A 24,836-nucleotide genomic window follows, 5' to 3' on the forward strand; every position below is an offset into this window, starting at 1 on the left:
TGTCACACTCCCCAGTTCAGGGCCGGTGTCCGCACCGGCGCATCCCATAGTTCCAACAGTTCGTCGTCGACCCGGGTCACCGTCACCGAGCATCCCGCCATGTCCAGACTGGTGACATACGGGCCGACCAGTGACCGGACCACCTCGACGCCGTGTGCCCGCAGCACCCGCGCGACCTCGTTGTACATCACGTACAGCTCGAGCAGCGGCGTGCCGCCCATCCCGTTGACGAAACAGATGACCCGGTCGCCGGACCGATACGGCAGATCCGACAGCAGGGGTTCGACCAGCAGCTCGGCGATCTCCCGGGCGGAGGCCAGCGGCAGGCGTCGCCGTCCGGGTTCGCCGTGGATGCCGATGCCCAGTTCCATCTCCGCCTCGCCCAGTTCGAAGGTGGGCCGACCGGCGGCGGGCACCGTGCACGAGGTCAATGCCACACCCATGCTGCGGGTTTCGGCATTGGCGCGGCGAGCCACGGCTGCCACCTCGGGCAGCGGCCGGCCCGCCTCGGCGGCCGCGCCCGCCAGCTTCTCCACCACCAGGGTGCCGCCGACGCCGCGCCGCCCGGCGGTGTAGAGGCTGTCGCGCACGGCCACATCGTCGTCGACGACCACCGACACCACCTCGGTACCGGATTCGGCCGCCGCCAGTTCGGCGGCCATCTCGAAGTTCATGACGTCGCCGGTGTAGTTCTTCACGATGTGCAGCACGCCCGCACCCGCGTCCACGGCGGTGGTGGCGGCCAGGATGCGGTCGGGCACCGGGGAGGTGAAAACCTCACCGGCGCACGCGGCGTCGAGCATGCCGCGGCCGACGAAGCCGCCGTGCAGCGGTTCGTGACCGGAGCCGCCGCCCGACACCAGGCCGACCTTGCCGGGGGTCGGGGCGTCGGCGCGCAGGATCACGCGGTTCTTCTCGTCGATGCGCAGCTCCGGATGCGCGGCCGCCATACCGGCCAGGGCATCGTCGACCACATCGGCGGGATCGTTGATGAGCTTCTTCACGAGATCTCCTATCGGACGGTCGATTCGACCGGTTCGGCGGTCGCGCCGAGGCGGTGCGAGGTGCGGGTGAGGGCGTACGCGGTGGCGGCCGCGGCCACCCCGGCGAGGAATTCGGCGGCCAGGTAGACCGGGGCCTGACCCCAGTGCACGTCGCCGCCCCACACCTGCTGCACCAGCATCGGCCCGAGGGTGCGGGCGGGATTGATGGACGCTCCCGTGGCCGGGGCCACCGGGATGATGGCGGCGAAGACCACGAGCCCGATCGCCACGCCCGCGAATCCCGGTGCGGCGGCGCGGTGTACGACCAGCAGGACGGTCAGCACCAGGATGAAGGTGCCGACGAATTCGGCGATGAACGCCTGTCCCGCACCCACATCCGTGCCGTAGGCGGCGATGCCGAGCCCCACCTCGCTGGCGCGGTCGCCGAGGGTGCCGAGGATGGCCAGCGCGCCGAGTACCGCTCCGACCAGCTGCGCGGCGAGGTAGGCGGGGACCTGCCGCCACGGGAACTGCCCGGACACCGCGAGGGCGAGGGTGACCGCCGGGTTGATGTGATTACCTGACACATGTCCGAAGGCGTAGACGGTCGCGACCACGACCGTGCCGAACGCCAACGAGATCATGCCCAGGTCTGCCATGGTGAACGGCGCGTCGCCGTTGACGATGAGCGTCGCCGGGACCGACCCGACGCCGATGAAGACGAGGAATGCCGTGCCGAGCACTTCCGCCGCGAGACGCTGCGGTGTCCGCAGTCCATCCATGAGGTACTCCAGATATGTCGAACACCATTCGATAATGTCGAATAGAGTTCGTAGAGTACGGTGTTGTGGCTCGGGTCACAAGGGCCCCCGAAAGGTGATCGCATGATCCAGTCCGTCGACCGCGCCGTCCGCATCCTGTTCGCCCTCCAGGGCGCGCGGCGGATGACGCTGTCCGAGTTGGCCGCCGAGCTGGGATTGGCCGCGACCACCGTGCACGGCATCGTGCGCACCCTGACCGCGCACGGCGTGGTCGTGCAGGAGCACGGCGGCGGCCGCTACCAACTCGGCCCCGCGGTGCTGCGCCTGGGCAATGTCTACCTCGACACCCTCGATCTGCGCGCCCGCGCCCTCACCTGGGCGCACGACCTCGCCCACCGCACCGGCCGCGCGGTCCGCGTCGGCGTGCTCTTCGGCGACGACGTGGTGATCATCCACCACGAACCCAGCCCGGACGGCAGCCGTCAGATGCCCGAACTCGGCATCGAGATCCCCGCCCACGCCAGCGCCCTGGGCAAGGCCATCCTGGCCTTCCTGCCCCGCACCGAAACCGGCACCCTGCGCAGCATGACCGGCGACACCATCACCTCCGCCGACGACCTCGCCGAACATCTGCGCCCGGTGGCCCACTCCGGTATCGCCCTCGAGCGCGACGAGGCCGTGCTCGGCGAATCCTGTATCGCCGGAGCGATTTTCGACAACACCGGCGCGGTCGTCGGCGCGGTCGGCGTGGTACTGCCCACCGCCGACTGGCCCGCCCCCGAGACCGTCGTGGACGCGGTGCGCACCGCCGCCCGCACCATCTCGCGCGAACTGGGCTCGGGCCGCTGGCCGGTACCGCACGGCAGCGGATAACTCAGCCGCTCACTCGACCCGCTCCACGGCCGTCTCCACCCACGCCTCGGGAACCCTGCCGGTCGAGGACGTCACCGAAGCTCAACTCGTCGGCCCGGACCTCGCGACCGGCCACGACCCAGAACCGTCGGCCCGCAACACCTTCGTGGATATCCTCGCCTGCCAGGATGTTGGAATACGCGCCGTTCCTGCGTCCCCCGCATCCGGCGGCGCCCGGTCAACCTGCTGGAAGACGTGGTGACCAACCCCGCCGCCAAGGAGGTCTTCGGGGATTCGTGGGCTACCGTCGCGGGCGGGCTGGCCCTGGCCTTCCGGACGATGGCGGCGGGCATGGTGCCCAGGAGCACGAGATCATCTCCTGCGGGCAGGACTTCCCGGCACAGGGCTGGAAGATGACTGTGTTCGTGCGGTCCGAGGACTGACGCCCGACCGGGGCCTGTGCGTCGACCGTTGTCCGGCGTCAGCTGCCGCGCACCCCGGCCGGTGGCGCGTTCACCACTCCACAGGCAGCGCTGCGACGCCGTAGACCAGCGCGTCGTATTTGAAGGCGATGTCCGAGACCGGTGTCGTCAACCGCAATCCCGGCAGCCGCCGGAACAGCGTCTGCAATGTGATCCCCAGTTCGATGCGGGTCAGCTGCAACCCGATGCACTGGTGACGGCCCGCCCCGAACGCGACATGCGCGCCCGCGTTCGCGCGCCGGATATCGAGTCGGTCGGGGTCGGTGAAGACCCGCGTATCCCGGTTCGCGGTGGCCAGGTCGAACACGATCGGGTCGCCCGCACGGATGGTCCGGCCGCCGATCTCGATGTCCTCCACCGCGATTCGGCGCAACCCGGTGTCCACGACGCTCATGTAGCGGATCAGCTCGTCCACGGCCCGTTCGAGCACTGCCGGGTCGTCGGTGTCCCGGATGACCGCCAAGTCGTCAGGACGTTCCAGCAGGGCGATGACGCTGAGCCCGATCATGTTCGCGGTCGTCTCGTGTCCGGCCGCGAGGAACCCGACCGCCTGGAACGCGGCCTCCCACGTCTGGAGTTCGCCGTCGCGCACATACCCGGCCAGGTCCGACAGCAGCCCGTCACCCGGCTCACGCGTATAGGTTTCGATCAGCCCGGTGAGGAACGTCAGCATCTGCACCGTGCTCGCCTGCTGGTCCTCAGCGGACGCGTGGCCGGAGAACCCGACCGTGGTGTGGTGCTGGAAGAAGTCGTGATCGGCGTAGGGGACGCCGAGCAGCTCACAGATCAGCAGCGACGGCACCGGCAGCGCGAGCGCGGTAACCAGATCAGCCGAATTGCCCTGCGCCAGCATCGCGTCCACCGTGGCGTCCACATGCTTCTGGATCAGCGGGCGGATCGCATCGAGCCGTTTGGGCGTGAACGGCTTGGCCCACATCCGCCGAAAGCGCGCGTGCTCGGTGCCGTCGGTGTTGAACATCGTGTACGGGCTGGCCTGCATCACCGCCGCCATGCCTTCGGTGATGTGCGGGTACTCCGGCCGGTGGTTGTCGCAGCTGACACGCTCGTCGGTGAGCAGCGCGCGGACCTCGGCATGCCCGGTGACCAGATGCGGCGTCTTCCCGTCCCAGATCCGCACCGTGGATATCGGTGCGGCCGCGGCGAGGTCGCTGATCTCGGCGGCAGGATCGAACGGGCAGCGCGGCGACCTGCGCCCCGGGTAGCGGGGCAGATCAGCGGCGGTCGAGGTTTCGGGCATTGCAGTCCTTGCTCAGGTTAGCGTGTTGGGGCACAGCCATTCTGGCGCACCGCGGCACCCGGGGCGAGGCGAGAACGCCCTCCCGGAATGGAGCGCTGCGGCGTTCTGTCCCCGCTTGCCGTGTGGTAGATCATGGGGGACTACTTCGGCCTTGAAGGGAAATTGGTGGCCACGCAGCGCATCTCAACCGATATCGACTCCATGCCTCGAGGTGGGCCGAATGCGCGTTTGGCGGACCGCTGGCTGCAAACCGCGCACCTGGAGTACACCGACCGCTCCGACGTCCCCGATTCGATCAAACAGGCCGTGATCGGCGCACTCGTGCAAATCGGCACCCACTACGGCACGCACGAAGCCAACGCTCGCCTGGTGGCGGACATGGTGGCCGATATCGCACAGCCCCGCATTCTGGAACTCGGTGCAGGTCACGGCCTGCTCTCCCAGCGAGTCCTCGACCTGCATCCCGGCGCACTGGTCACCGTCTCCGACATCGACCCCGCCTTGGTCGCCGCGATAGCGGCCGGGCCGCTCGGCTCTCATCCCCGCGCCACCGTGCGGTGTATCGACGCTACCGCCATCGACGCGCCCGACAACAGCGTGGATATGGTGGTGCTCGCCGCCGGATTCCATCACCTGCCCCCCGGCGCGGCCGCGCGAGCAATCAGCGAAGCCACGCGCGTGGGCGCGAAATTCCTTGTGATCGACGGGATTCGCCCCGAGGAACCGAGCAAGCTGCTGCTGCGCTACCTGATCCTCCCGCCGGTGGTGGGCGCGGTGATGCTGTTCCGTCTGGGCTCACGGTGGTCGGCGATCCTGCCGACCGTCCACGACTCCTTCATCACCTGTCTGCGGCACTACAGCCGGGCCGCTCTCGAAGCGCTCGCCGCCGTCCACCCGAGCATCACCGTGGAATTCCCAGCGACCGACAGGATCGAGGCCGACGACAAACCCGTCATCTTCGCCCGCCCCTGACCGACGACGGAGGCTCGTCTGGAGGCACGTGACCGGTCAGCGCTCCGCGTCCGCGTCGAGTTCCCTGACGGCACGCTCGATCTCGTCGGCGAGGGTCGCCCCGCCGACCTCCCACGCCGCCGCACGGAAGCGGTCGCGGAAGCGCATCAGATCGGTGCCGAGGCCCTCGCCGCCGTAGCTGGTGGCGGCCGCGTCGCGGAAGGTGCGCGCCATCTCGTCGGCCAGGTCGGCGATGTGCGCGCGGATGAGTTTGCGCAGTGCGCCGCTGAGGGTGATGTCGGTGCCGATGTCGTAGAGGATCAGCGCGCCCTTGAGCATGGGCAGATCCGGCACCCGCCAGCCGTCCGCGCGCCGTTCCAGATAATTGGCGGCGATCAGGTCGTCGAGGATCTCGGTGCGGCGGTCGCCGAGTAGATCCGACAGCGCCTCGTCGGAGATGTCCACGACCTGATCGGCGGAGACCGAGTGGCGCGGGTCGAACAGGGTCCGCCAGTCCGCCGCCACGGTATCGGTGGCGAGCACCTCGCGAATGGCGTCGAGTCGCAGGCCGCGCGCCCGCATGGCGGCGATGTCGCGCAGCCGTTCCAGGTGGTCGTCGCCGTAGACGACCTCTTTCCCGGCCCGGCCGGGTTTCGGCAGCAGGCCGAGCGAGTGGTAGTAGCGGATGGTGCGCGCCGGGATACCGCTCAGATCGGCGAGTTGAGTACGGCTGAAGCGAGGCACCGGCCCAGCATAGAGTCGGGACGGCCTTCGTTGACAGTGGCAACTGTCCGCGTTAGCGTAACGCGCGTCACCGCCGACACCGAGGAGTTCCGCATGTCCCAGCGCGAAACCGATTTCGACGTGCTCATCGTCGGATCCGGATTCGGTGGCAGCGTCACCGCGCTGCGCCTGGTCGAGAAGGGATACCGGGTCGGCATCCTGGAGGCCGGGCAACGCTACGCCGACGACGAACTGCCCGACACCAGTTGGGATCTCCGGAAGTTCCTGTGGGCACCGGCCCTGGGCTGCTACGGGATCCAGCGCATCCATCCGCTGCGCAATGTGCTGATCCTGGCCGGCGCGGGCGTGGGCGGCGGATCGCTCAACTACGCCAACACCCTGTACGTGCCGCCGGAGCCGTTCTTCACCGACGCCCAGTGGCGCGATATCACCGACTGGCGCGACGAACTCATGCCCTACTACGAGCAGGCGCGCAAGATGCTCGGCGTGGTGCAGAACCCGCACCTGACCCCAGCCGACGAGGTGTTCAAGCAGGTCGCCGACGATATGGGCGTGGGCGACACCTTCGTCCAGACCCCGGTGGGCGTCTTCTTCGGCGAGCCGGGCACAACCGTCGCCGACCCGTTCTTCGGCGGCGTCGGCCCGGACCGCACCGGCTGCATCGAATGCGGCGAGTGCATGACCGGCTGCCGCCACAACGCCAAGAACACCCTGGTCAAGAACTACCTGTACCTCGCGGAGCGGGCCGGGGCACAGATCGTCCCGATGACCACGGTCAAGGCGCTGCGCCCGCTGCCGGACGGCACCTGGGACGTCGACACCACCCGCACGGGCGCGCTGCTGCGCAAGCAGCCCAAGACCTACACCGCCGCCAACGTGGTGCTGGCGGCGGGGACGCGCGGCACCCAGAAGCTGCTGTTCGCCATGCGCGACAAGGGTGTGCTGCCGGGCCTGTCCGATCGGCTGGGCGTGCTCACCCGCACCAACTCCGAGTCCATCGTCGGCGCGGCCACCCGGAAAGTGAATCCCGACCGCGACTTCACCCGCGGCGTCGCCATCACCTCATCCATCCACCCCACGCTCGACACCCATATCGAACCGGTGCGCTACGGCAAGGGCTCCAACGCCATGGGCCTGCTGCAGACCCTCATGGTGGACGGTGGCGGCCGGGTGCCGCGCTGGCTGCGCTTCCTGTGGACGGTGCTGTTGCATCCGCTCATGCTGGTGCAGTTCCTGAGCGTGAAGAACTGGAGCGAGCGCACCATCATCTCGCTGGTGATGCAGCACCTCGACAATTCCATCACCACCTACACCAAGCGCGGCCTGTTCGGCCGCAAGCTGACCTCGAAACAGGGCCATGGGGAACCCAATCCGACCTGGATCCCGGTCGGCAACGAGGTGACGCGGCGGGTGGCCGACAAGATCGGCGGCGTGGCGGGCGGCTCCTGGGGCGAGGTGTTCAACATCCCGCTCACCGCGCACTTCCTGGGCGGTGCGGCCATCGGCGCGGATCCCGACCACGGCGTCATCGACCCCTACCACCGGGTGTACGGCTATCCGACGCTGAGCGTGGTGGATGGTGCGGCGGTGTCGGCGAACCTGGGCGTGAACCCGTCGCTCACCATCACCGCGCAGGCCGAACGCGCGGCGGCCATGTGGCCCAACAAGGGCGAGGCCGATACCCGCCCGGAGCAGGGGCGGGGTTACCGGCGCATCGCACCCGTGGCGCCGAAGCAGCCGGTGGTCCCGGCGTCGGCTCCGGCGGCGCTGGTGCTGCCGATCGTGGAGATCCGCGGCGGCGGGCAGGCCGAATCGACGCCCGCCTGAACGTGCACGCCGTGCACGCTCGCGCCCGATGCCGCCCGGCACTCCCGCCGGACACGACTCGGTCCGCGCTGGAGATGACTGGCCGCTCATGCCGGACACTCACTCCGAGTCAGCGCCGGTCGCCGCTTCGGCGGCGGCCCGGTCAGCTGCCGAAGACGTGCGCGAACCCCATCGGGGAGGTGGGCGGCGGCGCGGTGCCGGCCGGGGCGCGGAACTCCTGCAGAGCCGACAGCACGTCCACATGCCGCGCCGCGTAGCAGCGGACCTGCGGCAGGGCGTGGGCGACCTCGCTGCGTTCGAGCGGTTCGGCGTCGATATAGCCGATATTGTCCAGGTGCAGTCCGAGGGTCTGGGCGATACGGCCGATGGCGGCGGACTTGCGGCCCCACCCCACCTCGATGACCGCGAAGCGGTCGTGCAGTCCGTGGCGGCGCAGTTCCGCGTCGGTCCACGACCATTCACCGCGGCTGGCGACCGCGTGCAGGATGCCACGCTCCCCCAGTATGCGCAGGGCCCGTACCGCGTCGGGGCGCAGCGCTCCGCTGGTGGAATCGCTCACCACCCCGTCCCACAGTGTCTTGTCCACTTCCCAGACAAGACATTTCACAGTCGGTGACATCTCCTGCCTTCACACGTCGAGCAATCATCCGGATACCTCGATGCGGGGTCCGCGCTCGTGGCGAAGGGCACCCTGCGCGTGACATCGTATGGTCCGTCTGGGCCAGAGCACCAGTGGAACCGAATCGGGGCGGGGTGCGTTGACGCAAAAGTGATGGTGGATTCATCGCTGGTAGCGTCGGTTTCCGCAGCGGAACAGTGTAGGAAGTGGAGGAGCCCATGCGGCACCGCACAAGATTCTCGGGGGTAGTGCTCGCGGGTGCGACGGCGCTCGCCCTCTCGGGCTGCGGTGCTTCCCAGGAATCCGCGCCGGTGGTGATCGGTTCGCTGGAACCGGCAGCACATTCCGAGCCGCCCGCCCCGCCCATCCAAGCGCTGGCCGCACCCACGCCCGCCGATATCGCCGCTCCGACCACGCTGCCGCCCGATGTGTACGCCGGGATGCCGCTCATCGACCGCACCGAATGGACCGACGCCGTCGACGGCCGTCGGCTGCTCGTCTATCCGACCGACGCGGGCCGCGCCGACCGGTTCCCGACCGCCGCCGACCGGGCCTGGCGGGAGATCCTCACCCTGTCCCCCGACGCCGACACACCCGGCATGTGGGACCAGTTCCGGTGTCACTGGGAGTGGGCGCGACTGGTGAACCCCGACAAGCCGAGCTGGAACCTGGAGCCGTGGCGACCGGCCGTCGGCTACCAGGAGACGGTGAACGCGCTGTGCAATCCGGGCGGCCCGGAGCGCTGAACAGCGCCGCGGCGGCCATAACGAGACGGTCGCGGCGAAAGCGGTTGCCCGCGAGAACCTTCGAGTCCAACCTGAAAGTTGCGTATCGTGGGTGTCGTCGAAGCGCATACTCCTCGGAGGGAGCGGCACGGTGCGGTCATCAGCGACTCCGTCCGCCGGGCCGAACCTCGCCCGGGAGACCGCGCTGGCGGGTGCGCGGGAGCTGTTCCCCGCCCTCGACGATACCGCCGTCTACCTCGACAGCGCCTCCACCACGCAGAAACCGCGACCGGTCATCGAGGCCGTCGACCGGTATCACTCCCGGCAGACCGCCAACGCCGGGCGCGGCACCTACCCGTGGGCCACGACGCTCACCCGGGAGTTGGAGCGGGTGCGAGCACGGATGGCCGGATTCCTGGGCGCCCAACCCGACGAGGTGGTGTTCACCGGCGGGGCGACGGCCGGACTCAACGCGGTGGCGCTGTCCTGGGCGCTGACCAACCTGCGCGACGGTGACGAGATCCTGTACAGCCCGCGCGATCACGGCTCGAATGTGTATCCGTGGCACCATCTTCGGCAGCTGCTGCGCGCCTTCGGGCGGGAGATCCGGCTGGTGCCCTATCGGGTGACCGCGCTCGGGGAGGCCGATATCGACCATCTCGCCGCCGCGATCACCCCGCGCACCCGGCTGATCACGGTCGCGCATCTGCATCACGTCTTCGGGGCTTTGACCACGCTCGAGGAACTGCGGGGGCGGATCGACCCGGGTATCGCGCTGTGCTTCGACTGCAGCCAGAGCGGCGGGCATCTGCCGGTCGACGTCACCGAGCTGAACGCCGACTTCGCGGTGTTCTCCGCCCACAAGATGTTCGGCACACCGGGTACCGGGGTGCTGTACTGCCGACGCCGCCGCCATCCGGAACTCACCCCGTTCCTGCCGGGCGGCAATTCCGCTGTCGCGCTGGACCTTCCGCCGTCCCTCGGCGACGCCGAACCGCGCGGTGACACCGTGCTGCGTACGGGGGCGATGCCGCGGCTACTGGAGGGCGGCACCCACAATATTCCGGGCATCCTCGCGCTCGGCGCGGCTCTGGACGTGCTCGAGGGGTTCGGGCTCGACGCCATCGCCGCCCACAACCGGGCGCTCACCCAGCGCCTGATCGCGGGCCTGCGCACCATTCCCGATCTGGAGTTCCTTCCCGGCCCCGCCCACGCCCCGTGCGAAACCGGTTACGGCACAGTGTCGTTCACACTGCCCGGCATCTCCGCCACCGATCTGGGATTCGTGTTGAGCGAGTACGGTTTCCTGGTCCGCACCGGCGCGCACTGCGTCCCCGCCGACACCGTCGGGCGGGACGAGGATTCGGTACGCGTCAGCGCGCACGTCTACACCACCGTCGATGACATCGACCGCTTCACCGAGTGCGTCGCCACCATAGCCACGGAGGTCCGATGACGATGAACGGGCACGACCCCCGCTACGACCGCCGCGCGGCATCCCGCGTGCTGGCGACACTGGCCCGCCCCGGACTGTTCGCGACGGCCGAGTTGCCGCCGCGGCTGCGGCTCGAATACACCTGCGCGCCGATGCGTTCCGAGCCCGGCTCGCATCTGACGCTGTCACAGCGACTGTATCTGGGGCGGTTCATGAAGCCGTGCCGTCCCGATCAGGTCACCTCGGCGACGCATCGCATCGCGTGGACCGACAGCGACGGAATCCCCAACACCGGGCACTACCACTCCGGGGGACTGGGGCCGATCGTGCCCATCGCCATGCGCGAGACCGTGCTGACGCTGTGGCATGCCCTGGCCGCCGACGAGGCTCTGGCGCAGCGGATCTCGCGGCTGTCGGAGCGGGACCGGGCGGTGCTCGACGGCACCACCACCGATCACGACCCCATCGACATCTTCCGGGTAGGCATCGAAGCCACCGGGCGGGCGCTGGCGCAGCATGCGCTGCTGGCACGGTGGACGCCCTACCGGACCCCCGTGGAGTTCGCGGTCGGCATGCGCGATTCCGGCATCTACGGGGCGGTCGCGACGCGGTGGTACTGGGAGCAGCAGGCGTCGACCTATCGGCGCGGCATGATCGCGGTGACGCTGGCCGCGCAACCCGACGGCACCGTGCGCTACTCCGCCGACACGGTGGCCACGCTGCGCGCCATGAAGGACGCCACCATCGCCGACGCCCACCGGATCATGCGCCGCGCCACCGCGGTCGAGGGGTTGAGCGTCGCGGCCGCCATCGAGAAGTACCACGACGAACTCGACCTCATCTCACGCCAGTACGCGCTGCTGCCGCCCGGCACCCGTCCGGCCTGCCTGGCCGCCATGCCGCATCAGATCGAGGGCGAGCACTACAGCATCCTGCCGACGGTCGTGGACCGGTTCACGGAACTGTTCTGCGCCATCGTCTCGCGGCTCACCATCGCGGAGACGACCGCGGCCGCCGAGACCGGCGATGCGGAACTGTCCGCCGAGGACCGCGTGTTCTGGGTGCCGGACATGAACTGCCAGCATTGCGTGCGCACCATCACCGGCACGCTGGAGTCGATGGATATCACCGTGCACGACATCGACCTGGCGTCCAAGCGGGTGCTCGCCGACTTCCGCAGCCCGCGCAATCGACACCGGGCCTTCGAGGCCCTGCGCGACAGCGGCTACAACCCCACCGTCGAAACACCGGCACCGGCCACGACGGAAACGGCCGTATGACGGTTTCCACACCGCCGACCCTGCCGCCGAAGATCCATCCGCTGGTCCGCGCGTTCATCGACGCGCCCGGGGCGGTGGCCGACGCGTTGGCGCGGTTCGGTTCGCCCGCGCATCTGGTGTTCCCGCAGGTGTTCGCCGAGAACCTCGGGCACTTCCGGGACGTGCTCGACGAGCATGGAACCGGGTATCGAATCTGCTACGCGCACAAGGTGAATCAGTCACGGGCGTTCGTCCGCACCGCCGAACGGGCGGGCATCGGCATCGACGTCGCCTCGGCGGCCGAGCTGGCGAGCGCGGTGGACGCCGGCTTCGCGACGGATCGCATCGAGGTGACCGGGCCGAAGGGGGAAGCATTCCTGCGTGCTCTGGCGGGCACCGGGGTGACGGTCAACGCCGATAATCTGTGGGAGGTGCGGCGGCTGGCGGAGCTGGCGGATGCGCCGGTGCCGCTGCTGCTGCGCATGTCCGGCTTCCCGGCGACGCCGGTCAGCCGGTTCGGGGTGCCGCTGTGGCAGGCCGAGGAGGCGCTCGCGCTGCTGGCGGCGCATCGGGACCGGATCGCGTTCCGCGGCTTCGCCTTTCATATCGACTCCGGGGAACCCGCCGAACGGGTGCGGGCGGTGGAGGCCTGCCTCGCACTCACCGAACGCGCCTACGCATGCGGCCTCGTGCCGACGGTGCTGAATATCGGCGGCGGCTTCCGGCAGGTGTTCACCTCCGACGCCGACGCCTTCGACCGCTATGTGGTGGCGCTGCGAGCCGGTCTGCTCGGCCGTGGTGAGGCGTTGACCTGGGGCGGCAACACCTTCGGCTTCCATCTCGACGGCGGTGCCGTGCACGGGACGCCGGTGTTCCACAAATACGCCAATACCGTGCCCGCGACCCGGATGCTCACCGATCTGCTCGGCGCGGAACTCGAACAGCACGGTGGACGCGCGATGGCGCGACTGGCGGCGGAGAATCTGCTCGACATCTGGCTGGAGCCGGGCAAGGCGCTGGTCGATCATGCCGGAATCACCGCGGCCCGGGTGGAGTTCGTCAAGGATGTGGCCGCGGACACGACCCTGGTGAATCTCGATGTCAGCCGGGACACCGTCACACCCGCCGATCAGGAGGTGATGGTGGATCCGGTGCTGCTGCCCGGCGGCGACGTGCCGGACACCGACCACGGCGACGCACCGGCCGGGGTGTTCCTGGCCGGACGGCTGTGCCTGGAGCGCGATCTCATCACCAATCACAAGGTGTGGCTGCCGCGGCGGCCGCGGCCGGGCGATGTGATCGTCTTCCCCAATACCGGGGCCTATCACATGGATCTCTCGTCGGCGAACGCGTCCATGCATCCGAGGCCGCCGAAACTCGCTGTCGCACAGCGGGGTGACGGCTTCCGGGTGTGCCGGGACGAGGAGTACGAGCCCGTGGCGATTGTCGGATCGAGGGAGGCGTGATGCGCTACGACCACATCACCGAACTCATCGGCGATACGCCGCTGCTGCGGCTCGACCCCGCCGTACACGGGCTCGAGCATGTCGAGTTGTACGCGAAACTCGAATCCTGCAATCCGTTCGGGTCGGTGAAGGACCGGGTGGCGTGGGGCATGATCCGCGACGAACTCGACGAGATCGTGGCGCGCGGACAGAGTCTCATCGAGGCGTCCAGCGGCAATACCGCCAAGGCGCTGCGGATTATCGGGGCCGTGCACGGGGTGGGGCTGCGGGCGGTCACCAATCGGATCAAGGTCGACGAGGTGCGGGAGCTGCTGCGGCTGTTCGGCACCGAGATCGAGGAGCTACCCGGACTGTCGGAGTGCCCCGATCCGACCGCACCCAATGACGTGTACTCGGTGATCGAGGCGACGATGGCGAAAGCCCCTGGCGCGTACCATCATCCGTCGCAGTACACGAATGAGAAGAATATCGAGGCGCACTATCAGGGCACCGGGCGCGAGATCCACGACGACCTCACCCGGGACGGCATCACGAGGGTGGACTATCTGATCGGCGGGCTCGGCACCACCGGCTCCACCCGGGGCGCGGCCAGCTATCTACGCAAACACAATCCGGAACTGCGCACCATCGCGGTGGTCTCCGAACGCGGCGATTTCATCCCCGGTATCCGCTCCGAGACCGAGATGTGGGATGTGGGCCTGTTCCAGCCCGAATTCTACGCCCGCATCGTGCCCGTCGACTCCGCCCGCGCCATCACCGGAACCCTCGCTCTGGCCACCGGATACGGCGTCCTGGCCGGACCCACCAGCGGTGCCGCCTACACGGCGGCCCTGGACGCACTGCGCGACTCCCCCGACGACTCGCGTCCCACCGTGGCCGTCTTCATCGTCTGCGACCGCCTCGAACCGTACCTGTCCTACATCCGCAAACGCCGCCCCGACCTGTTCGGCGCACCCGCCCGCCACCGCACCCCGCCCAGCCCGGAGGAACTGGCCGCCACCCCCACCCTCACCCCCGACGAACTGGAAGAACTGGACAGCACCGCCCGCCCCACCCTGGTCGACACCCGCGGCGCCATGGCCTACCGCATCGCCCACGTCCCCGGCGCCATCAATATCCGCGACGACCAACTCGACGACATGCTCACCCACACCGTCCCCTTCCCCCGCTCCCGCCCCCTGGTCTTCCTATGCCCCATCGGCGAGGTCTCCCGCCACTACGCCGCCCTCGCCCGCCGCGCGGGCTACGACGCGGCCAGTCTGGGCGGCGGTGTCACCGCGTGGCGTGACAGCGGCAAGCCGATGGAATCGGCACCGAGACTCGATGTGTGATCACTCTCCGTCACCCGAATCGGCTACTGGGGTGTCAGGGTCATCCGCGTGGCACCGGTGGGGGGACTGGTCGTCGTTCCGTCGAATCTGAGCTTGGTACGGCCGTTCCATTGGATTTCGGTGATCGGACCGGTCGCACTCCAGGGGTAGGTGTCGCCACCCACCGATGAGGTGCAGTCCATGGTGGCCGTCTGTCCCGGTAGACCGCCGAGGTAGCAGTTCCAGCCGATGTGGTCGCTCGTATCCGGCGTGTAGTACCGGAACCCGTCACCCTCACGAGTCAGCGTTCCCTCGACACCGCTGTGCTCGGAAGCCAGGATCCACACCCCGGACACATCCACCTCCCGACTGGGTTCTGCGGTGGGAGGTGGGATCGGAGCGGCGGAAGTAATGGTCGAGTTCGGCAGGACGGATGGTTCCGGTTCGTTGCCGACGACGTCCCGGTCGCCTGTCGTGCCGCAGGGACGCTGGAAAGTGCTGTCGGTGGTGAAGTCGAACAGGACCAATACGGTCAGCGCCTCGTCCGCGGGCCGGACCTCGAAGACCCGGCCCGGATCGAATCCCGCCCATTCGTCGCCGGTGAAGCCCACTTGCCGATCGGCCACCACCTGTGGCCGCGTCAGCGGCGTCCCGCTGATACCGCGCAGCCGCGGGACGCCGAAAACATCCACCAGCACAACGGTTCCCGACTCCAGAACAGCCTGTTGCGACACGGCGCGCCCCGCCCGCAGCAGATGGTTGGTCACCCGCACGTCCACGCGAAGGACCACCGGTGTCAGCTCCGCCAGGTAGGTCCCCAGGGTGTCGACGGACAATCGCTCGCCGTCGCGCCAACGCAGTCGGTCGTCGGAGTTCAGCGCCTCCACCGCCGCTTCCGCCGCCGTACGATCGGCGTCGAAGTGCGCTATCGTGGCCGCGCGTCCGCCTACGGGTTCGTTCGGCACGCCTCCATAGAACCCGGGTTCCCTGCCTTGGAAGCTCCTGCCCGACGTAGGACCGCCGGGGGTGGTATTCGGCATCGCCACGGCGGCGGTACCGGCCGGTGGTCGGGGAATGAACGGATCGTCGCCGACCGTATCGCCGCCGTGGCGATAGATCTCGGTCAGGCCGGATCCCGGCGAGATCGGAACCTGCTGCGCCGCGCGGAAATCAACTCCGGCGGTCGTCAACACGAATGCGGTGACCACGACGACGGCGAGAACTCCCAGGCCGATGAGGAGCGGCGCGACGGACCGGCCCCGGTCACCGTCGCGCCGTGCCGGTGTGTGAGCTGTCGACCTCCTCCGGTGGTGGCTCCGTCGCACCGGGCGGCCACTGCTCCTCGATCACGGCCAGTGCGACGCCGACCGCTGGATCCTCTGCGGCGAAGGCCCATTCCACCGAGACGATCAGCGCCTCGCGGCCGGTCTCGCCGAAGGCGGCGCAGATTTCCACCAGCGCGGCCAGTTCCAGTCGCGGGTTGCCGCCGCCGTGGTGCATGCGCTGTCGAATGTAGAGCGGCATGCTCATCACATACTGCTGCCGGGCCGTGGGATCGGTCAGGTCGGCGATCTGTGCCAGCGCGGAGGCGATGCGCCGGACAGCCTCTTTGGGCAGCTTCTTCTCGACGGGCCGCTGGATTCGCTGGGTGCGGAGTTCACTGGCGATGGCCCGGTCGAGCCGATCCACGCGCGCGGCCTCCGGTGATTCGGGTGCAACGTGATCGTCACGTTGCACCTCGTGCAGCAGACGTGTTTTCACGATCCGGTACACCAGATCATCTGCCGAGGTCGGCCGGATGATGGTCGAATGATCTCCGGGCAGCACACCGCCCGCGGGGAACACCGAGTTCGCCGACTGCGGGAGCACGATCGGATCGGCCAGTCCGGCATACGCCTCCACCGGAATCGGCACGCTGTGCATGGTCGCATCGGTGGCATGGACGACGCGCTCGAGCATCATTCGCTGCGTCTGGATGATCTTCTCGTTGAGCGGCCGCAGTTCACGCTCCTGTGGATTCCGCTGCCAGCGCCTGCGCAGCGGCAGCAGATACTCCGAACCCGAGTTGGGCGTCGCGAACATCAACAGGCGGCGCACGCGGCGCAGTGCCGAACCGCGACCCGCGGTCAGCTCCTGTATCAGATAGCGCTGCACGATCAGACCGCCCTGACTGTGCGCGGCGAACACCACCGGCTCCTCAGGAGCCAACCGTTCGGCGAGTTCGGTGCCCAAGAACGCCGCGACCGTATCCAGATCGGGCAGCGTTCTCCGCGGCGCCAACTCGACGATTTTGCTGGGGTAATCGACACGCACGACACGGATGCGCCCGGCGAGATCGGCATCGCGCTCGATGAGCTCGCACAACGGATCCCACGCACCGCTGTCGGACAGGATGCCGTGTACCACAACGAGAGCCACCTGTGTGGGCACCGTGTTCACCCCTGATTCCGAACTCGAACCTGATCGAGCATCCGCAATCCTACGAGCCCGCGTGCCGCCGCGACCACGGAACGCGCGACCCGCCACGATGCCGGGCGAATTCACGGACACCACCACGGACGACCGGTGCGGGTTGAGCCGGCTGGTCGGCCATCGTCCTGTGGGGCGAACGCCTGATGTGGGAAGTGCTGACGCGCCGGGACGGCGGGGACGCGCTACTCGGGTGGGGGCGACGCGGCTGGCAGGATGTTCGCGTGGAGTTGGCGTTCGGACTGGTCGGGTTGATTGCGGTGGCGGTGGCGCTGGCCGCGTTCGCGCGGCGGATCGGGGTGGCCGAGCCGCTGGTGTTGACGGTGGCCGGGGTGGTGGCGTCGTATCTGCCGTTCATTCCCGAGGTGGGGTTGGATCCGGAGCTGGTGTTGCTCGGGTTGCTGCCGCCGCTGCTGTACACGACCGCGATCAGCACCTCGCTCCTCGACTTTCGGCCCAAGAAGGTGTCGATCACGCTGCTGTCGGTCGGGTTGGTGCTGTTCACGACCTTCGCGGTGGCGGCGGTGGTGATGGCGCTGCTGCCGGTGCCGTTCGCGGCGGCGGTGGCCATCGGAGCGGTGGTGGCGCCGCCGGACGCGGTCGCGGCCATCGCCATCGCACGGCGGGTGGGGATGCCGCGGCGCATCGTCACCCTGCTCGAGGGCGAATCGCTGTTCAACGACGCCACGGCCCTGGTGACGCTGCGCACCGCCATCGCGGCCATGGCGGGGGCGGTGAGCCTGTGGGAGGCGGGGGCCGACTTCCTGCTGGCCGCGGTCGGGGGTGCGGTGATCGGCCTGGTCGCGGCGGCGGTGCTGGCCTTTCTGCGGCGGCGCATCACCGATCCGGTGCTCGACACCAGTCTGTCGCTGCTGGCGCCCTTCGCGGCGTACCTGCCCGCCGAGGCGGTGCATTCCTCCGGGGTGATCGCCGTGGTGACCTGCGGCCTGATACTCGGACACGGTGCGCCGGTGTGGCAGAGCGCGGCCTCGCGGATCGCCGAGCGCACCAACTGGCGCACCATCCAGTTCATTCTGGAGAGCGGGGTGTTCCTGCTGATCGGATTGCAGGTACGCCATATCGTGGAGGACGCCTGGAAAAGCGGGCTCGCACACGACACCCTGCTCATCGCATGCGCCGGGGTACTGGCGACGGTGATCCTCGCCCGGCCGGTCTGGGTCTTCCCGGCCACCTACGTCGCCTGGTGGATGGAGGGCAGACGGCGCGGCAAACCCAAGCCGCAGCCGACCGGCGCGGCCGTGGTGTCGTGGGCGGGAATGCGCGGCGTGGTGACACTGGCCGCCGCCATGCTGTTGCCCGCCGACACCCCGGAACTGGCGACACTGCGCCTGCTCGCGCTGGTGGTGGTGGGTGGAACGCTGCTGCTGCAAGGGGTTTCGCTGCCCTGGGTGGTGCGCGCGCTGCGACTGCGCGGACCCAGCCGCGCCGAGGACCGACTCCAGGAGGCGGCGCTGCTGCAACAGGCCACCTCGGCCGGGCTCACGGCCCTCGACGCGCACGTCACCGACGCCACACCGGCGCAGATCGTCGAGGGGCTGCGCGGGCAGGCCGCCCAGCGGGCCCAGGCCGCGTGGGAACTGTTGGGCCGCTCCGAATCCGACCGCATCACCCCCGGCGGGGAGTATCGGCGGCTGCGGCTGGCCATGCTGGCCGCCGAACGCGACGTGGTGCTGCGAGTGCGCGATACCGGCACCCTCGATCACGAGGTGCTCCAGCATGTGATGGCACTGCTGGATATGGAGGAGTCCACGCTGGCCCGCGTCACCGAGGCCGAGGACGACGGTCCGGACACCATGGTGGCCGGGGTGGGCGGCGGCGACTGCGAGCACCTGCGCGACGCCCCGGAGACCGCCCGGCCCGACACTCCCGACAGCTGTGCCGAATGCGTCGCCGAGGGACTGGTGTGGGTGCATCTGCGCATGTGCCTGGCCTGCGGGCATATCGCCTGCTGCGAGTCCTCGCCGGGCAATCACGCCACCAGGCATTTCGACGCCACCGGGCATCCGGTGATCCGCAGCGTGGAACCGGGTGAGAGCTGGCGCTGGTGCTACGTGGACGAACTGCTCGGGTAGCGGTGCGCTGAGCGGGGACGACCGTGCCCGCGCACCGGGCGGACGCGGCCCGTCCCGGCCGGGCACTACGCTGTTCCCGGTGCAGACAGGTCAGCAGCCCTCCGACGCCGAGCCCCGCCTCTGGGGTGGCACGACCCTCACCGAACGCCGTGAGGCGCGCCGCGCCGCGCTCCTGGACGCCGCACTCGATCTGATCGGCGAATCCGGGGCGGGCGCGGTGACCATGCGCGCCGTATGCCGCAAGGCCAATCTCACCGACCGCTATTTCTACGAATCCTTCAGCAGCCGAGACGAACTGCTCGACGTGCTCTACCGCCAGATCGCCGACGAATTCCTCGAGCCCATGACCGCCTACGCGGTGGCCGACGATCCGGCCCGCGACCGAGCGCTGTCGGAGGTGCTGGTGGACAAGGTGCTCCAGGATCCGCGCAAGTCCCGGCTGTTCCTGGTAGAGCCGTATTCGAGTACCGGGCTGGGCGCGACCACCATCTCGGTCATGCCCGCCTTCACCCGGCTCATCCAGGACCATCTGTTCAGCCATATCGAGGATCCGGTGCGCCGTCGGCTGGCCGCGGTGACCATGGCCAGCGGCAATGCGGGCATGTTCTCGGCGTGGTTGAACGGCACGCTGCGCGCCAGCCGCGAGCAGATCGTCGACCATCTGGTGGCGACCATCGGCGCCTACCGGCACATGTACCGCGACTAGATCCGGCCCGAACGGCGCGTCGAGGGCGTAGCGTCGCGGACATGGATCGCGCGGCAGTGCAGCAGTGGCTCGAGGGCTACGAATCGGCTTGGCGCACACCGGGAACCGCGGCCGTGGGCGAATTGTTCGCGGACGCGGCCGAGTACTACGTGTCCCCGTGGGCGGCGCCGATCACCGGCCGCGCGGCGATCGCCGCCTTCTGGGAGGCGGGGCGGGACGGACCCGACGAACCCTTCACCATGACCGCCGAGCTGATCGCGGTGGACGGCGACACCGCCGTGGCACGCGTCGGCGTCGAGTACCTGCGCGACACCCCGGCCTCGTGGCGCGACCTGTGGGTCCTGCGCTTCGACCACACCGGTCGGTGTGTTCGCTTCGAAGAATGGCCCTTCGCCCCGGATCAGCCGGACGGGCAAGATCATTCGGCACCCCCCTCGACGCCGAAATGATCATGACCAATTGTGCGAATTCGGGCATTTCGGACCCAACCCGATACCGCTGGTAGCGCGTGTTTCCCCCGCGCCACGCCCACAACCGCTATGACCTCGCGCGCCAATCCCACCCCCGCCCATTGTGCCCACCCTCATTTCCTGGAAGCGTCTCGGATCACGCGACCAGGAGGCGAGACTCCGCCGCCTCCTAGTCGCGCCCAAACTTTTCTCCCGCACGTCCAGGGATCCCCGCCTTGACCACACGGCTTCTCGTGCTGCCCGCCGCCCTCATCACCGCCCTGCTGTCGGGCTGCGGCTCCAGCACCGCACCGGATACGACACCCGCTGCGACACAATCGACTACGACAGTCGCACAATCGACCGCAACCCCAACGAGCGCGACAACCACGCCGTCCACTACGGCCGCCGCACCGCCGCCCCCGACCGCAGACACCACTACGGCGACCCCAGCTCCACCACCACCGGCCCCCGCGCCCGACATTCCCACCGTGCGCGCCCCGGCCGTCCCCACACCCGATGCTCCCACGCCCGAGACTCCCTCGGCCTACTACCGCAGCTGCGCCGAAGCCAGAGCGGCCGGTGCCGCCCCGCTGCACCGCGGCGATCCCGGATACCGCTCCGGCCTCGACCGCGACGGTGACGGTGTCGCCTGCGAGAAGTGATGCTCGCTGACGGCTACTGGCCGTAGGAGTAGCGGAGGTCGGCGAACAGCAGCCGGTTGAGCCGCTGCCGCAGATGCCCGGCCTTGCTGGCGTCGGGAGCCGGCGCCGCAGTGAGCACCGTGAACCTGAGCAAGGTCGCGCCGCCGACCGCGGTCAGCGCGAACTCGATCCGGGCGTCCGGCCTGCTCGGCCACAGCGAGGACCAGACGAGGCGATGCGGTTTCTCCGCGTCGAGGATCCGCGGCTCGACCTCGTCCGCCAGCAACGCCAGCCACGGTCGCGCCCCCGGCTGGCGGGGCCGGGCGAGCGAATCCCAGACGACCACCGGGGGCGCGGGAAGCGTCTTCGCGCGTGAGCCGATCTCGATCACCCGGGCAGCCTAGTTCGTCGTTGCCCGGTGTTGCGCCGCGCACATCCGGTGGCGAAACCGGGATGCCGGGTGTTAACTCGCTGGGGCGAGGTGCCGTCGTTCGCTGAGGCTCCTTCGCGGATACAGGCTGGCGATCGTAAACGTCGAGAGACGCCACCGATCAGGACAGGTCTCCCCGAATCAAGGGGTGATCCCGACCAGCTCCCGTCGGACGGGTTACGCCGCGAAGTGCCAAAGGTCTTACGAGGAAGGAGGTGGTGAGTGTGCCTGGTGGACGTGATCGATATCGGAGTCGATATCAGGTGGCCACACAGTGTTTCGGTGCCCCACGCGCGCTCGTTCGGAGGATTCCGCCCTCCCGGTAGCGCGCGGTGCGCCGACCTTTTCTCGGGAGTGCGTCATGACCATGGTGGAAATGCTCATTCGGCTGTCGGCCGGGGTGGGCCTGGGTGCGGTGATCGGGTTCGAGCGGCAGTATCGGGCGCGGATGGCCGGACTGCGGACCAACGCGCTGGTCGCCGCGGGCGCGACGCTGTTCGTGCTGCTGTCCGCACACGGCTTCAGCGGCGGTACCGCCGACCCGACCCGCGTTGCGGCACAGATCGTTTCGGGTATCGGATTCCTCGGCGCGGGCGTCATCCTGCGCGACGGGTTCACCGTGCGCGGCCTCAACACCGCCGCCACACTGTGGTGTTCGGCCGCGATCGGCGCGCTGGCCGGTGCGGGGATGCTGCCCACGGCGCTGGCGGGCACGGTCGTGGTGGTCGTGGTCAATACCGCGCTGCGGGCCGCGGGTCGCCGGGTGGACCGGCGTCCGGAGGCAGGCGACGAACAGCACACCCGGTACGCGTTCGTCGCCTGCACCGATGACGCGCACGAGGCGCACACCCGCGCGTTGCTGGTGCAGTCGTTGACCCGCACCGATTTTCAGCTGGTGTCGGTCGCCAGTTCCGATATCGGCTCCGGCAAGGTGGAGGTGCGCGCCGAGCTGGTCTCCGATCGCCGCGACGACCGGCAGATGGAGTCCGCGGTCAGCCGTCTGAGCCTGGAACCGCATGTGACCAGCGTCGGCTGGCGCACCCTGGACCAGCTCAGTGCGCCATGATCGGCGCGTCCGCGGCATCCGGCGCGGCGGGTTTGCGTCGCGGTAGGAACGATGCCGGGATCAGCGTGCACAGCAGCAGCACCAGCGCCACCACGAAGGTGTGCCCGAAGGAATCCGCGGCCTGCTCCAGACCGGTCGCGATCGCCTCCGGTGGTAGTCGCAGCTGCTCGGCGACCTTCGGATCGGTGGTGGCGGCGATGGCGGGACCGGCGAGTTCCTGCCCCTTCAGCAGATTCGTGAGCACCACCGAGATGGTCGCGGTACCGATGGAACCGGCCGTCTGATTGATGATGTTCATCAGCGTCGAACCGCGCGCCACCTGCGCGTGGCTCAGGGTCTGAATGGCGGCCGTCATGGTCGGCATCATGGTGCAGCCCATACCCAGACCGGTGACGAACAGCGCCGCGAGCAGCAGCGGGTACGGGGTGTCGGCGGTGACCTGGGTGAGGTAGGCCATCCCGAGCGAGATGACCGCGATACCGGTCAGCACGATCTTGCCGGGGCCGATCTTGTCGACCAGTCGCCCCGCGATCGGCATGGTCACCATCGCACCCAGGCCCTGCGGTGCGATGAGCAGACCCGCCATGAGCGTCGACTCCCCGCGCACCTGTTGCAGATAGGCGGGCAGCAGCAGGCTCGACCCGAAGAACGCCATGGCGAACAGGGTCATGGTGAGTACGGCGTAGCGCAGCGACTTGTTCTGGAACAGATGCAGGTCGATGAGCGGATACCGGGCACGCAGCGCGTGGAAGACGAACCCCGCCACCAGGACCAGGCCGATGACGCCCGGAATCAGCACCTTCGCCGACGCCACCGTGCCCGCCTCCGGAATGGAGGACACGCCGTAGAGGAACAGCGCCAGACCGGGCGAGGCCAGCAGCATGCCGACCCAGTCGAAGCTCTGCGACGGCTCGGGACTGTCGGACGGGAAGACGATCCACGCCAGGATCAGCCCGACGATGCCGATCGGCACATTGATGAGGAAGATCCAGTGCCAGCTGAAATCGTCGATCAGCCAGCCGCCGAGGATGGGCCCGCAGATGGGGCCCAGCAGCATGGGCACGCCGAGGACGGCCATGACCCTGCCGATCCGCTGCGGTCCGGCGGCGTGGGTCATGATCGTCATACCCAGCGGCATGAGCATGCCGCCACCGAGACCCTGCAGGACGCGGAAGGCGATGAGCGATTCGATGCTCCACGCGGTGGAGCACAGCACCGAACCGAGGACGAACAGCACCAGCGCCGTCATGTAGAGCCGTTTGGTGCCGAACCGGTCGGCGGCCCACCCGGTGAGCGGGATGACGGTGGCCAGCGCGAGGGTGTAGCCGGTCATCGTCCACGCGGCGATGGCGTAGCTGGTGTCGAACTCGACCTGGAATTTCGGGATGGCGACGGTCACGACGGTGACGTCGAGAATCGACATGACCGCGCCCAGCACGACCACGCCCGCGATCTTCAGGACCCGGGCATCGAGGGTGTCGGCGGCGGAACCGGCCGACGAATTATCCGGAGGTGATGTCACCGCTTCAGCCTGCCAGGTCGCGGGCCGGAGAACCAGCAGCGACTTCGGTGGTGTCGGCGATCCGGCGGCGCATCGCGGTATGCGATATCGCCACGGGTGGGAAGGTCTATCCCGAGGCATCGAGACGACGCCGGACCCGCCCCGATACGCAATCCGCTCGCGCACAGCGCAACCGGCCTCCGTCGCCCGCACCGCTACTCGAAACCCACTGCGCCCCAATCGGACTGAGAGCCTCTCGGGCAGTCGCCACCCGGCGCGCGAAATGCGCGGCGGCAGCACCGTTCAGCCGTGCGCGGCAATCGAAAATTAATCCCTTTCATCCGACATCGCGCAGTTCGCGGGTTACAGTGACCCGCAGAGGGACGCGGCGACGAGGAGCAGGTGTTGGTGTCCATCGGGAAATTGGTGTCGTTCGACAGTTCACGGGGGTTCGGATTCATTCGGCCCGAAGACGGTGGCCCGGACGTTTTCGTCCATGTCAACGACATCGGCCTGGACGAGGACGAGCTGCGCCAGGGGCGGGTGTTCGAATTCGATGTGACCGAAGGTGACCGGGGGCCGAAGGCGATCAACCTGGCGCTGGTCGGGGGGACGGGGCCGGTGCGGCACAAGAACAAGGAACGCGGCGAGCGGACGGCCGGACAGCTCAGCGCCGAGGAGCACCGGCGGCTCATCACCGAACTGCTGCTCGACGCCAGCCCGGCCCTGACCGCCGGGGAGATACTGACCATCCGCGAGCGCCTCACCGCCTTCGCCGATCAGCACGGGTGGATCGACGGCTGAGG

At 69.0% G+C, this 24,836-nt stretch carries 23 protein-coding genes and 1 riboswitch; of the genes, 14 read left to right on the forward strand and 9 right to left on the reverse strand.

The genetic code is table 11. The annotated features are described in order from the left end of the window. Window positions 1-2: 2 nt before the first annotated feature. Together dhaK and FOH10_RS14175 are read right to left on the reverse strand one after the other, a co-directional pair. On the reverse strand, window positions 3-1,004 hold the full coding sequence (gene dhaK, locus FOH10_RS14170; RefSeq protein WP_039813647.1) for a dihydroxyacetone kinase subunit DhaK: 1,002 nt from the start codon (window positions 1,002-1,004) through the stop codon (window positions 3-5). Window positions 1,005-1,012: 8 nt separating this feature from the next. Next, window positions 1,013-1,765, reverse strand: coding sequence for an MIP/aquaporin family protein (locus FOH10_RS14175; RefSeq protein ID WP_143981057.1), 753 nt, complete (start codon window positions 1,763-1,765; stop codon window positions 1,013-1,015). A 102-nt stretch (window positions 1,766-1,867) separates the two neighbouring features. Between FOH10_RS14175 and FOH10_RS14180 the strand changes: the two genes are divergently transcribed. Then, window positions 1,868-2,617 carry an IclR family transcriptional regulator gene (locus tag FOH10_RS14180; protein ID WP_143981058.1) on the forward strand — a complete coding sequence of 250 codons (750 nt, stop codon included), beginning with the start codon at window positions 1,868-1,870 and terminating at the stop codon, window positions 2,615-2,617. Window positions 2,618-3,109: 492 nt separating this feature from the next. Here the strand turns inward: FOH10_RS14180 and FOH10_RS14185 are convergent, their stop codons facing one another. Beyond that, a complete protein-coding gene (locus FOH10_RS14185) occupies window positions 3,110-4,336 on the reverse strand; it encodes a cytochrome P450 (protein WP_143981059.1) in 1,227 nt (408 codons plus the stop codon). A gap of 132 nt (window positions 4,337-4,468) precedes the next feature. On the opposite strand from FOH10_RS14185, the gene FOH10_RS14190 reads away from it, so the two are divergent. Next, window positions 4,469-5,308 (forward strand): class I SAM-dependent methyltransferase, encoded by an 840-nt coding sequence (locus FOH10_RS14190; RefSeq protein ID WP_143981060.1) that lies wholly within the window; start codon window positions 4,469-4,471, stop codon window positions 5,306-5,308. Between the two features lie 36 nt (window positions 5,309-5,344). Here FOH10_RS14190 and FOH10_RS14195 read toward each other — a convergent pair whose 3' ends face one another. Continuing rightward, a complete protein-coding gene (locus tag FOH10_RS14195; protein ID WP_039813629.1) occupies window positions 5,345-6,031 on the reverse strand; it encodes a MerR family transcriptional regulator in 687 nt (228 codons plus the stop codon). A gap of 93 nt (window positions 6,032-6,124) precedes the next feature. Between FOH10_RS14195 and FOH10_RS14200 the strand changes: the two genes are divergently transcribed. Continuing rightward, window positions 6,125-7,858 carry a GMC oxidoreductase gene (locus tag FOH10_RS14200; protein WP_143981061.1) on the forward strand — a complete coding sequence of 578 codons (1,734 nt, stop codon included), beginning with the start codon at window positions 6,125-6,127 and terminating at the stop codon, window positions 7,856-7,858. Window positions 7,859-8,000: 142 nt separating this feature from the next. On the opposite strand, the gene FOH10_RS14205 is transcribed toward FOH10_RS14200, so the two are convergent. Continuing rightward, the gene (locus FOH10_RS14205) at window positions 8,001-8,444 is read right to left on the reverse strand and encodes an HAD family hydrolase (protein WP_081592426.1); all 444 of its coding nucleotides are present in this window, start codon (window positions 8,442-8,444) and stop codon (window positions 8,001-8,003) included. Window positions 8,445-8,695: 251 nt separating this feature from the next. On the opposite strand from FOH10_RS14205, the gene FOH10_RS14210 reads away from it, so the two are divergent. The 5 genes from FOH10_RS14210 to FOH10_RS14230 all read left to right on the forward strand — a co-directional run bounded on the left by FOH10_RS14210 (window position 8,696) and on the right by FOH10_RS14230 (window position 14,693). Next, the gene (locus tag FOH10_RS14210) at window positions 8,696-9,223 is read left to right on the forward strand and encodes a DUF2599 domain-containing protein (RefSeq protein ID WP_143981062.1); all 528 of its coding nucleotides are present in this window, start codon (window positions 8,696-8,698) and stop codon (window positions 9,221-9,223) included. 130 nt (window positions 9,224-9,353) lie between these two features. Continuing rightward, on the forward strand, window positions 9,354-10,658 hold the full coding sequence (locus FOH10_RS14215; RefSeq protein WP_244961982.1) for an aminotransferase class V-fold PLP-dependent enzyme: 1,305 nt from the start codon (window positions 9,354-9,356) through the stop codon (window positions 10,656-10,658). Continuing rightward, window positions 10,655-11,917, forward strand: a complete 1,263-nt coding sequence (locus FOH10_RS14220) for a heavy-metal-associated domain-containing protein (protein ID WP_143981063.1) — start codon at window positions 10,655-10,657, stop codon at window positions 11,915-11,917. Before FOH10_RS14215 ends, FOH10_RS14220 begins: the two co-directional genes overlap by 4 nt. Further along, window positions 11,914-13,362: a type III PLP-dependent enzyme domain-containing protein gene (locus tag FOH10_RS14225; protein WP_143981064.1), complete on the forward strand. Its 1,449-nt coding sequence runs from the start codon at window positions 11,914-11,916 to the stop codon at window positions 13,360-13,362. The genes FOH10_RS14220 and FOH10_RS14225 overlap by 4 nt, the downstream gene beginning before the upstream one ends. Then, the gene (locus FOH10_RS14230) at window positions 13,362-14,693 is read left to right on the forward strand and encodes a pyridoxal-phosphate dependent enzyme (RefSeq protein ID WP_143981065.1); all 1,332 of its coding nucleotides are present in this window, start codon (window positions 13,362-13,364) and stop codon (window positions 14,691-14,693) included. Before FOH10_RS14225 ends, FOH10_RS14230 begins: the two co-directional genes overlap by 1 nt. 23 nt (window positions 14,694-14,716) lie before the next feature. Here FOH10_RS14230 and FOH10_RS14235 read toward each other — a convergent pair whose 3' ends face one another. Both FOH10_RS14235 and FOH10_RS14240 read right to left on the reverse strand, forming a co-directional pair. Beyond that, window positions 14,717-15,880: a DUF6777 domain-containing protein gene (locus tag FOH10_RS14235; protein WP_143981066.1), complete on the reverse strand. Its 1,164-nt coding sequence runs from the start codon at window positions 15,878-15,880 to the stop codon at window positions 14,717-14,719. 55 nt (window positions 15,881-15,935) lie between these two features. After that, on the reverse strand, window positions 15,936-17,090 hold the full coding sequence (locus tag FOH10_RS14240) for an alpha/beta hydrolase (protein WP_143981067.1): 1,155 nt from the start codon (window positions 17,088-17,090) through the stop codon (window positions 15,936-15,938). Between the two features lie 275 nt (window positions 17,091-17,365). Here FOH10_RS14240 and FOH10_RS14245 point away from each other — a divergent pair, with 275 nt between their 5' ends. The 4 genes from FOH10_RS14245 (at window position 17,366) to FOH10_RS14260 (ending at window position 21,054) form a co-directional block, all read left to right on the forward strand. Next, window positions 17,366-19,234 carry a Na+/H+ antiporter gene (locus FOH10_RS14245; RefSeq protein WP_244961983.1) on the forward strand — a complete coding sequence of 623 codons (1,869 nt, stop codon included), beginning with the start codon at window positions 17,366-17,368 and terminating at the stop codon, window positions 19,232-19,234. Between the two features lie 79 nt (window positions 19,235-19,313). Further along, window positions 19,314-19,940 (forward strand): TetR/AcrR family transcriptional regulator, encoded by a 627-nt coding sequence (locus tag FOH10_RS14250; RefSeq protein ID WP_143981069.1) that lies wholly within the window; start codon window positions 19,314-19,316, stop codon window positions 19,938-19,940. Between the two features lie 41 nt (window positions 19,941-19,981). Beyond that, a complete protein-coding gene (locus tag FOH10_RS14255; RefSeq protein WP_186000831.1) occupies window positions 19,982-20,389 on the forward strand; it encodes a YybH family protein in 408 nt (135 codons plus the stop codon). Window positions 20,390-20,625: 236 nt separating this feature from the next. Further along, a complete protein-coding gene (locus tag FOH10_RS14260; protein ID WP_221937970.1) occupies window positions 20,626-21,054 on the forward strand; it encodes an excalibur calcium-binding domain-containing protein in 429 nt (142 codons plus the stop codon). A gap of 13 nt (window positions 21,055-21,067) precedes the next feature. Here FOH10_RS14260 and FOH10_RS14265 read toward each other — a convergent pair whose 3' ends face one another. Beyond that, window positions 21,068-21,424 (reverse strand): SRPBCC family protein, encoded by a 357-nt coding sequence (locus tag FOH10_RS14265; RefSeq protein ID WP_143981071.1) that lies wholly within the window; start codon window positions 21,422-21,424, stop codon window positions 21,068-21,070. A gap of 88 nt (window positions 21,425-21,512) precedes the next feature. Continuing rightward, window positions 21,513-21,681, forward strand: a riboswitch (M-box (ykoK) riboswitch). A 143-nt stretch (window positions 21,682-21,824) separates the two neighbouring features. Between FOH10_RS14265 and FOH10_RS14270 the strand changes: the two genes are divergently transcribed. Next, window positions 21,825-22,529, forward strand: a complete 705-nt coding sequence (locus FOH10_RS14270) for an MgtC/SapB family protein (RefSeq protein WP_143981072.1) — start codon at window positions 21,825-21,827, stop codon at window positions 22,527-22,529. On the opposite strand, the gene FOH10_RS14275 is transcribed toward FOH10_RS14270, so the two are convergent. Next, a complete protein-coding gene (locus FOH10_RS14275) occupies window positions 22,516-24,051 on the reverse strand; it encodes a DHA2 family efflux MFS transporter permease subunit (RefSeq protein ID WP_143981073.1) in 1,536 nt (511 codons plus the stop codon). The two genes, FOH10_RS14270 and FOH10_RS14275, sit on opposite strands and share 14 nt — an antisense overlap. Before the next feature lie 381 nt (window positions 24,052-24,432). On the opposite strand from FOH10_RS14275, the gene FOH10_RS14280 reads away from it, so the two are divergent. After that, window positions 24,433-24,834, forward strand: coding sequence for a cold-shock protein (locus FOH10_RS14280; RefSeq protein ID WP_029928527.1), 402 nt, complete (start codon window positions 24,433-24,435; stop codon window positions 24,832-24,834). The last annotated feature ends 2 nt before the right edge of the window (window positions 24,835-24,836 follow it).

The sequence above is a fragment of the Nocardia otitidiscaviarum genome (genome assembly GCF_007362295.1).
Classification (GTDB): Bacteria; Actinomycetota; Actinomycetes; order Mycobacteriales; family Mycobacteriaceae; genus Nocardia; species Nocardia otitidiscaviarum.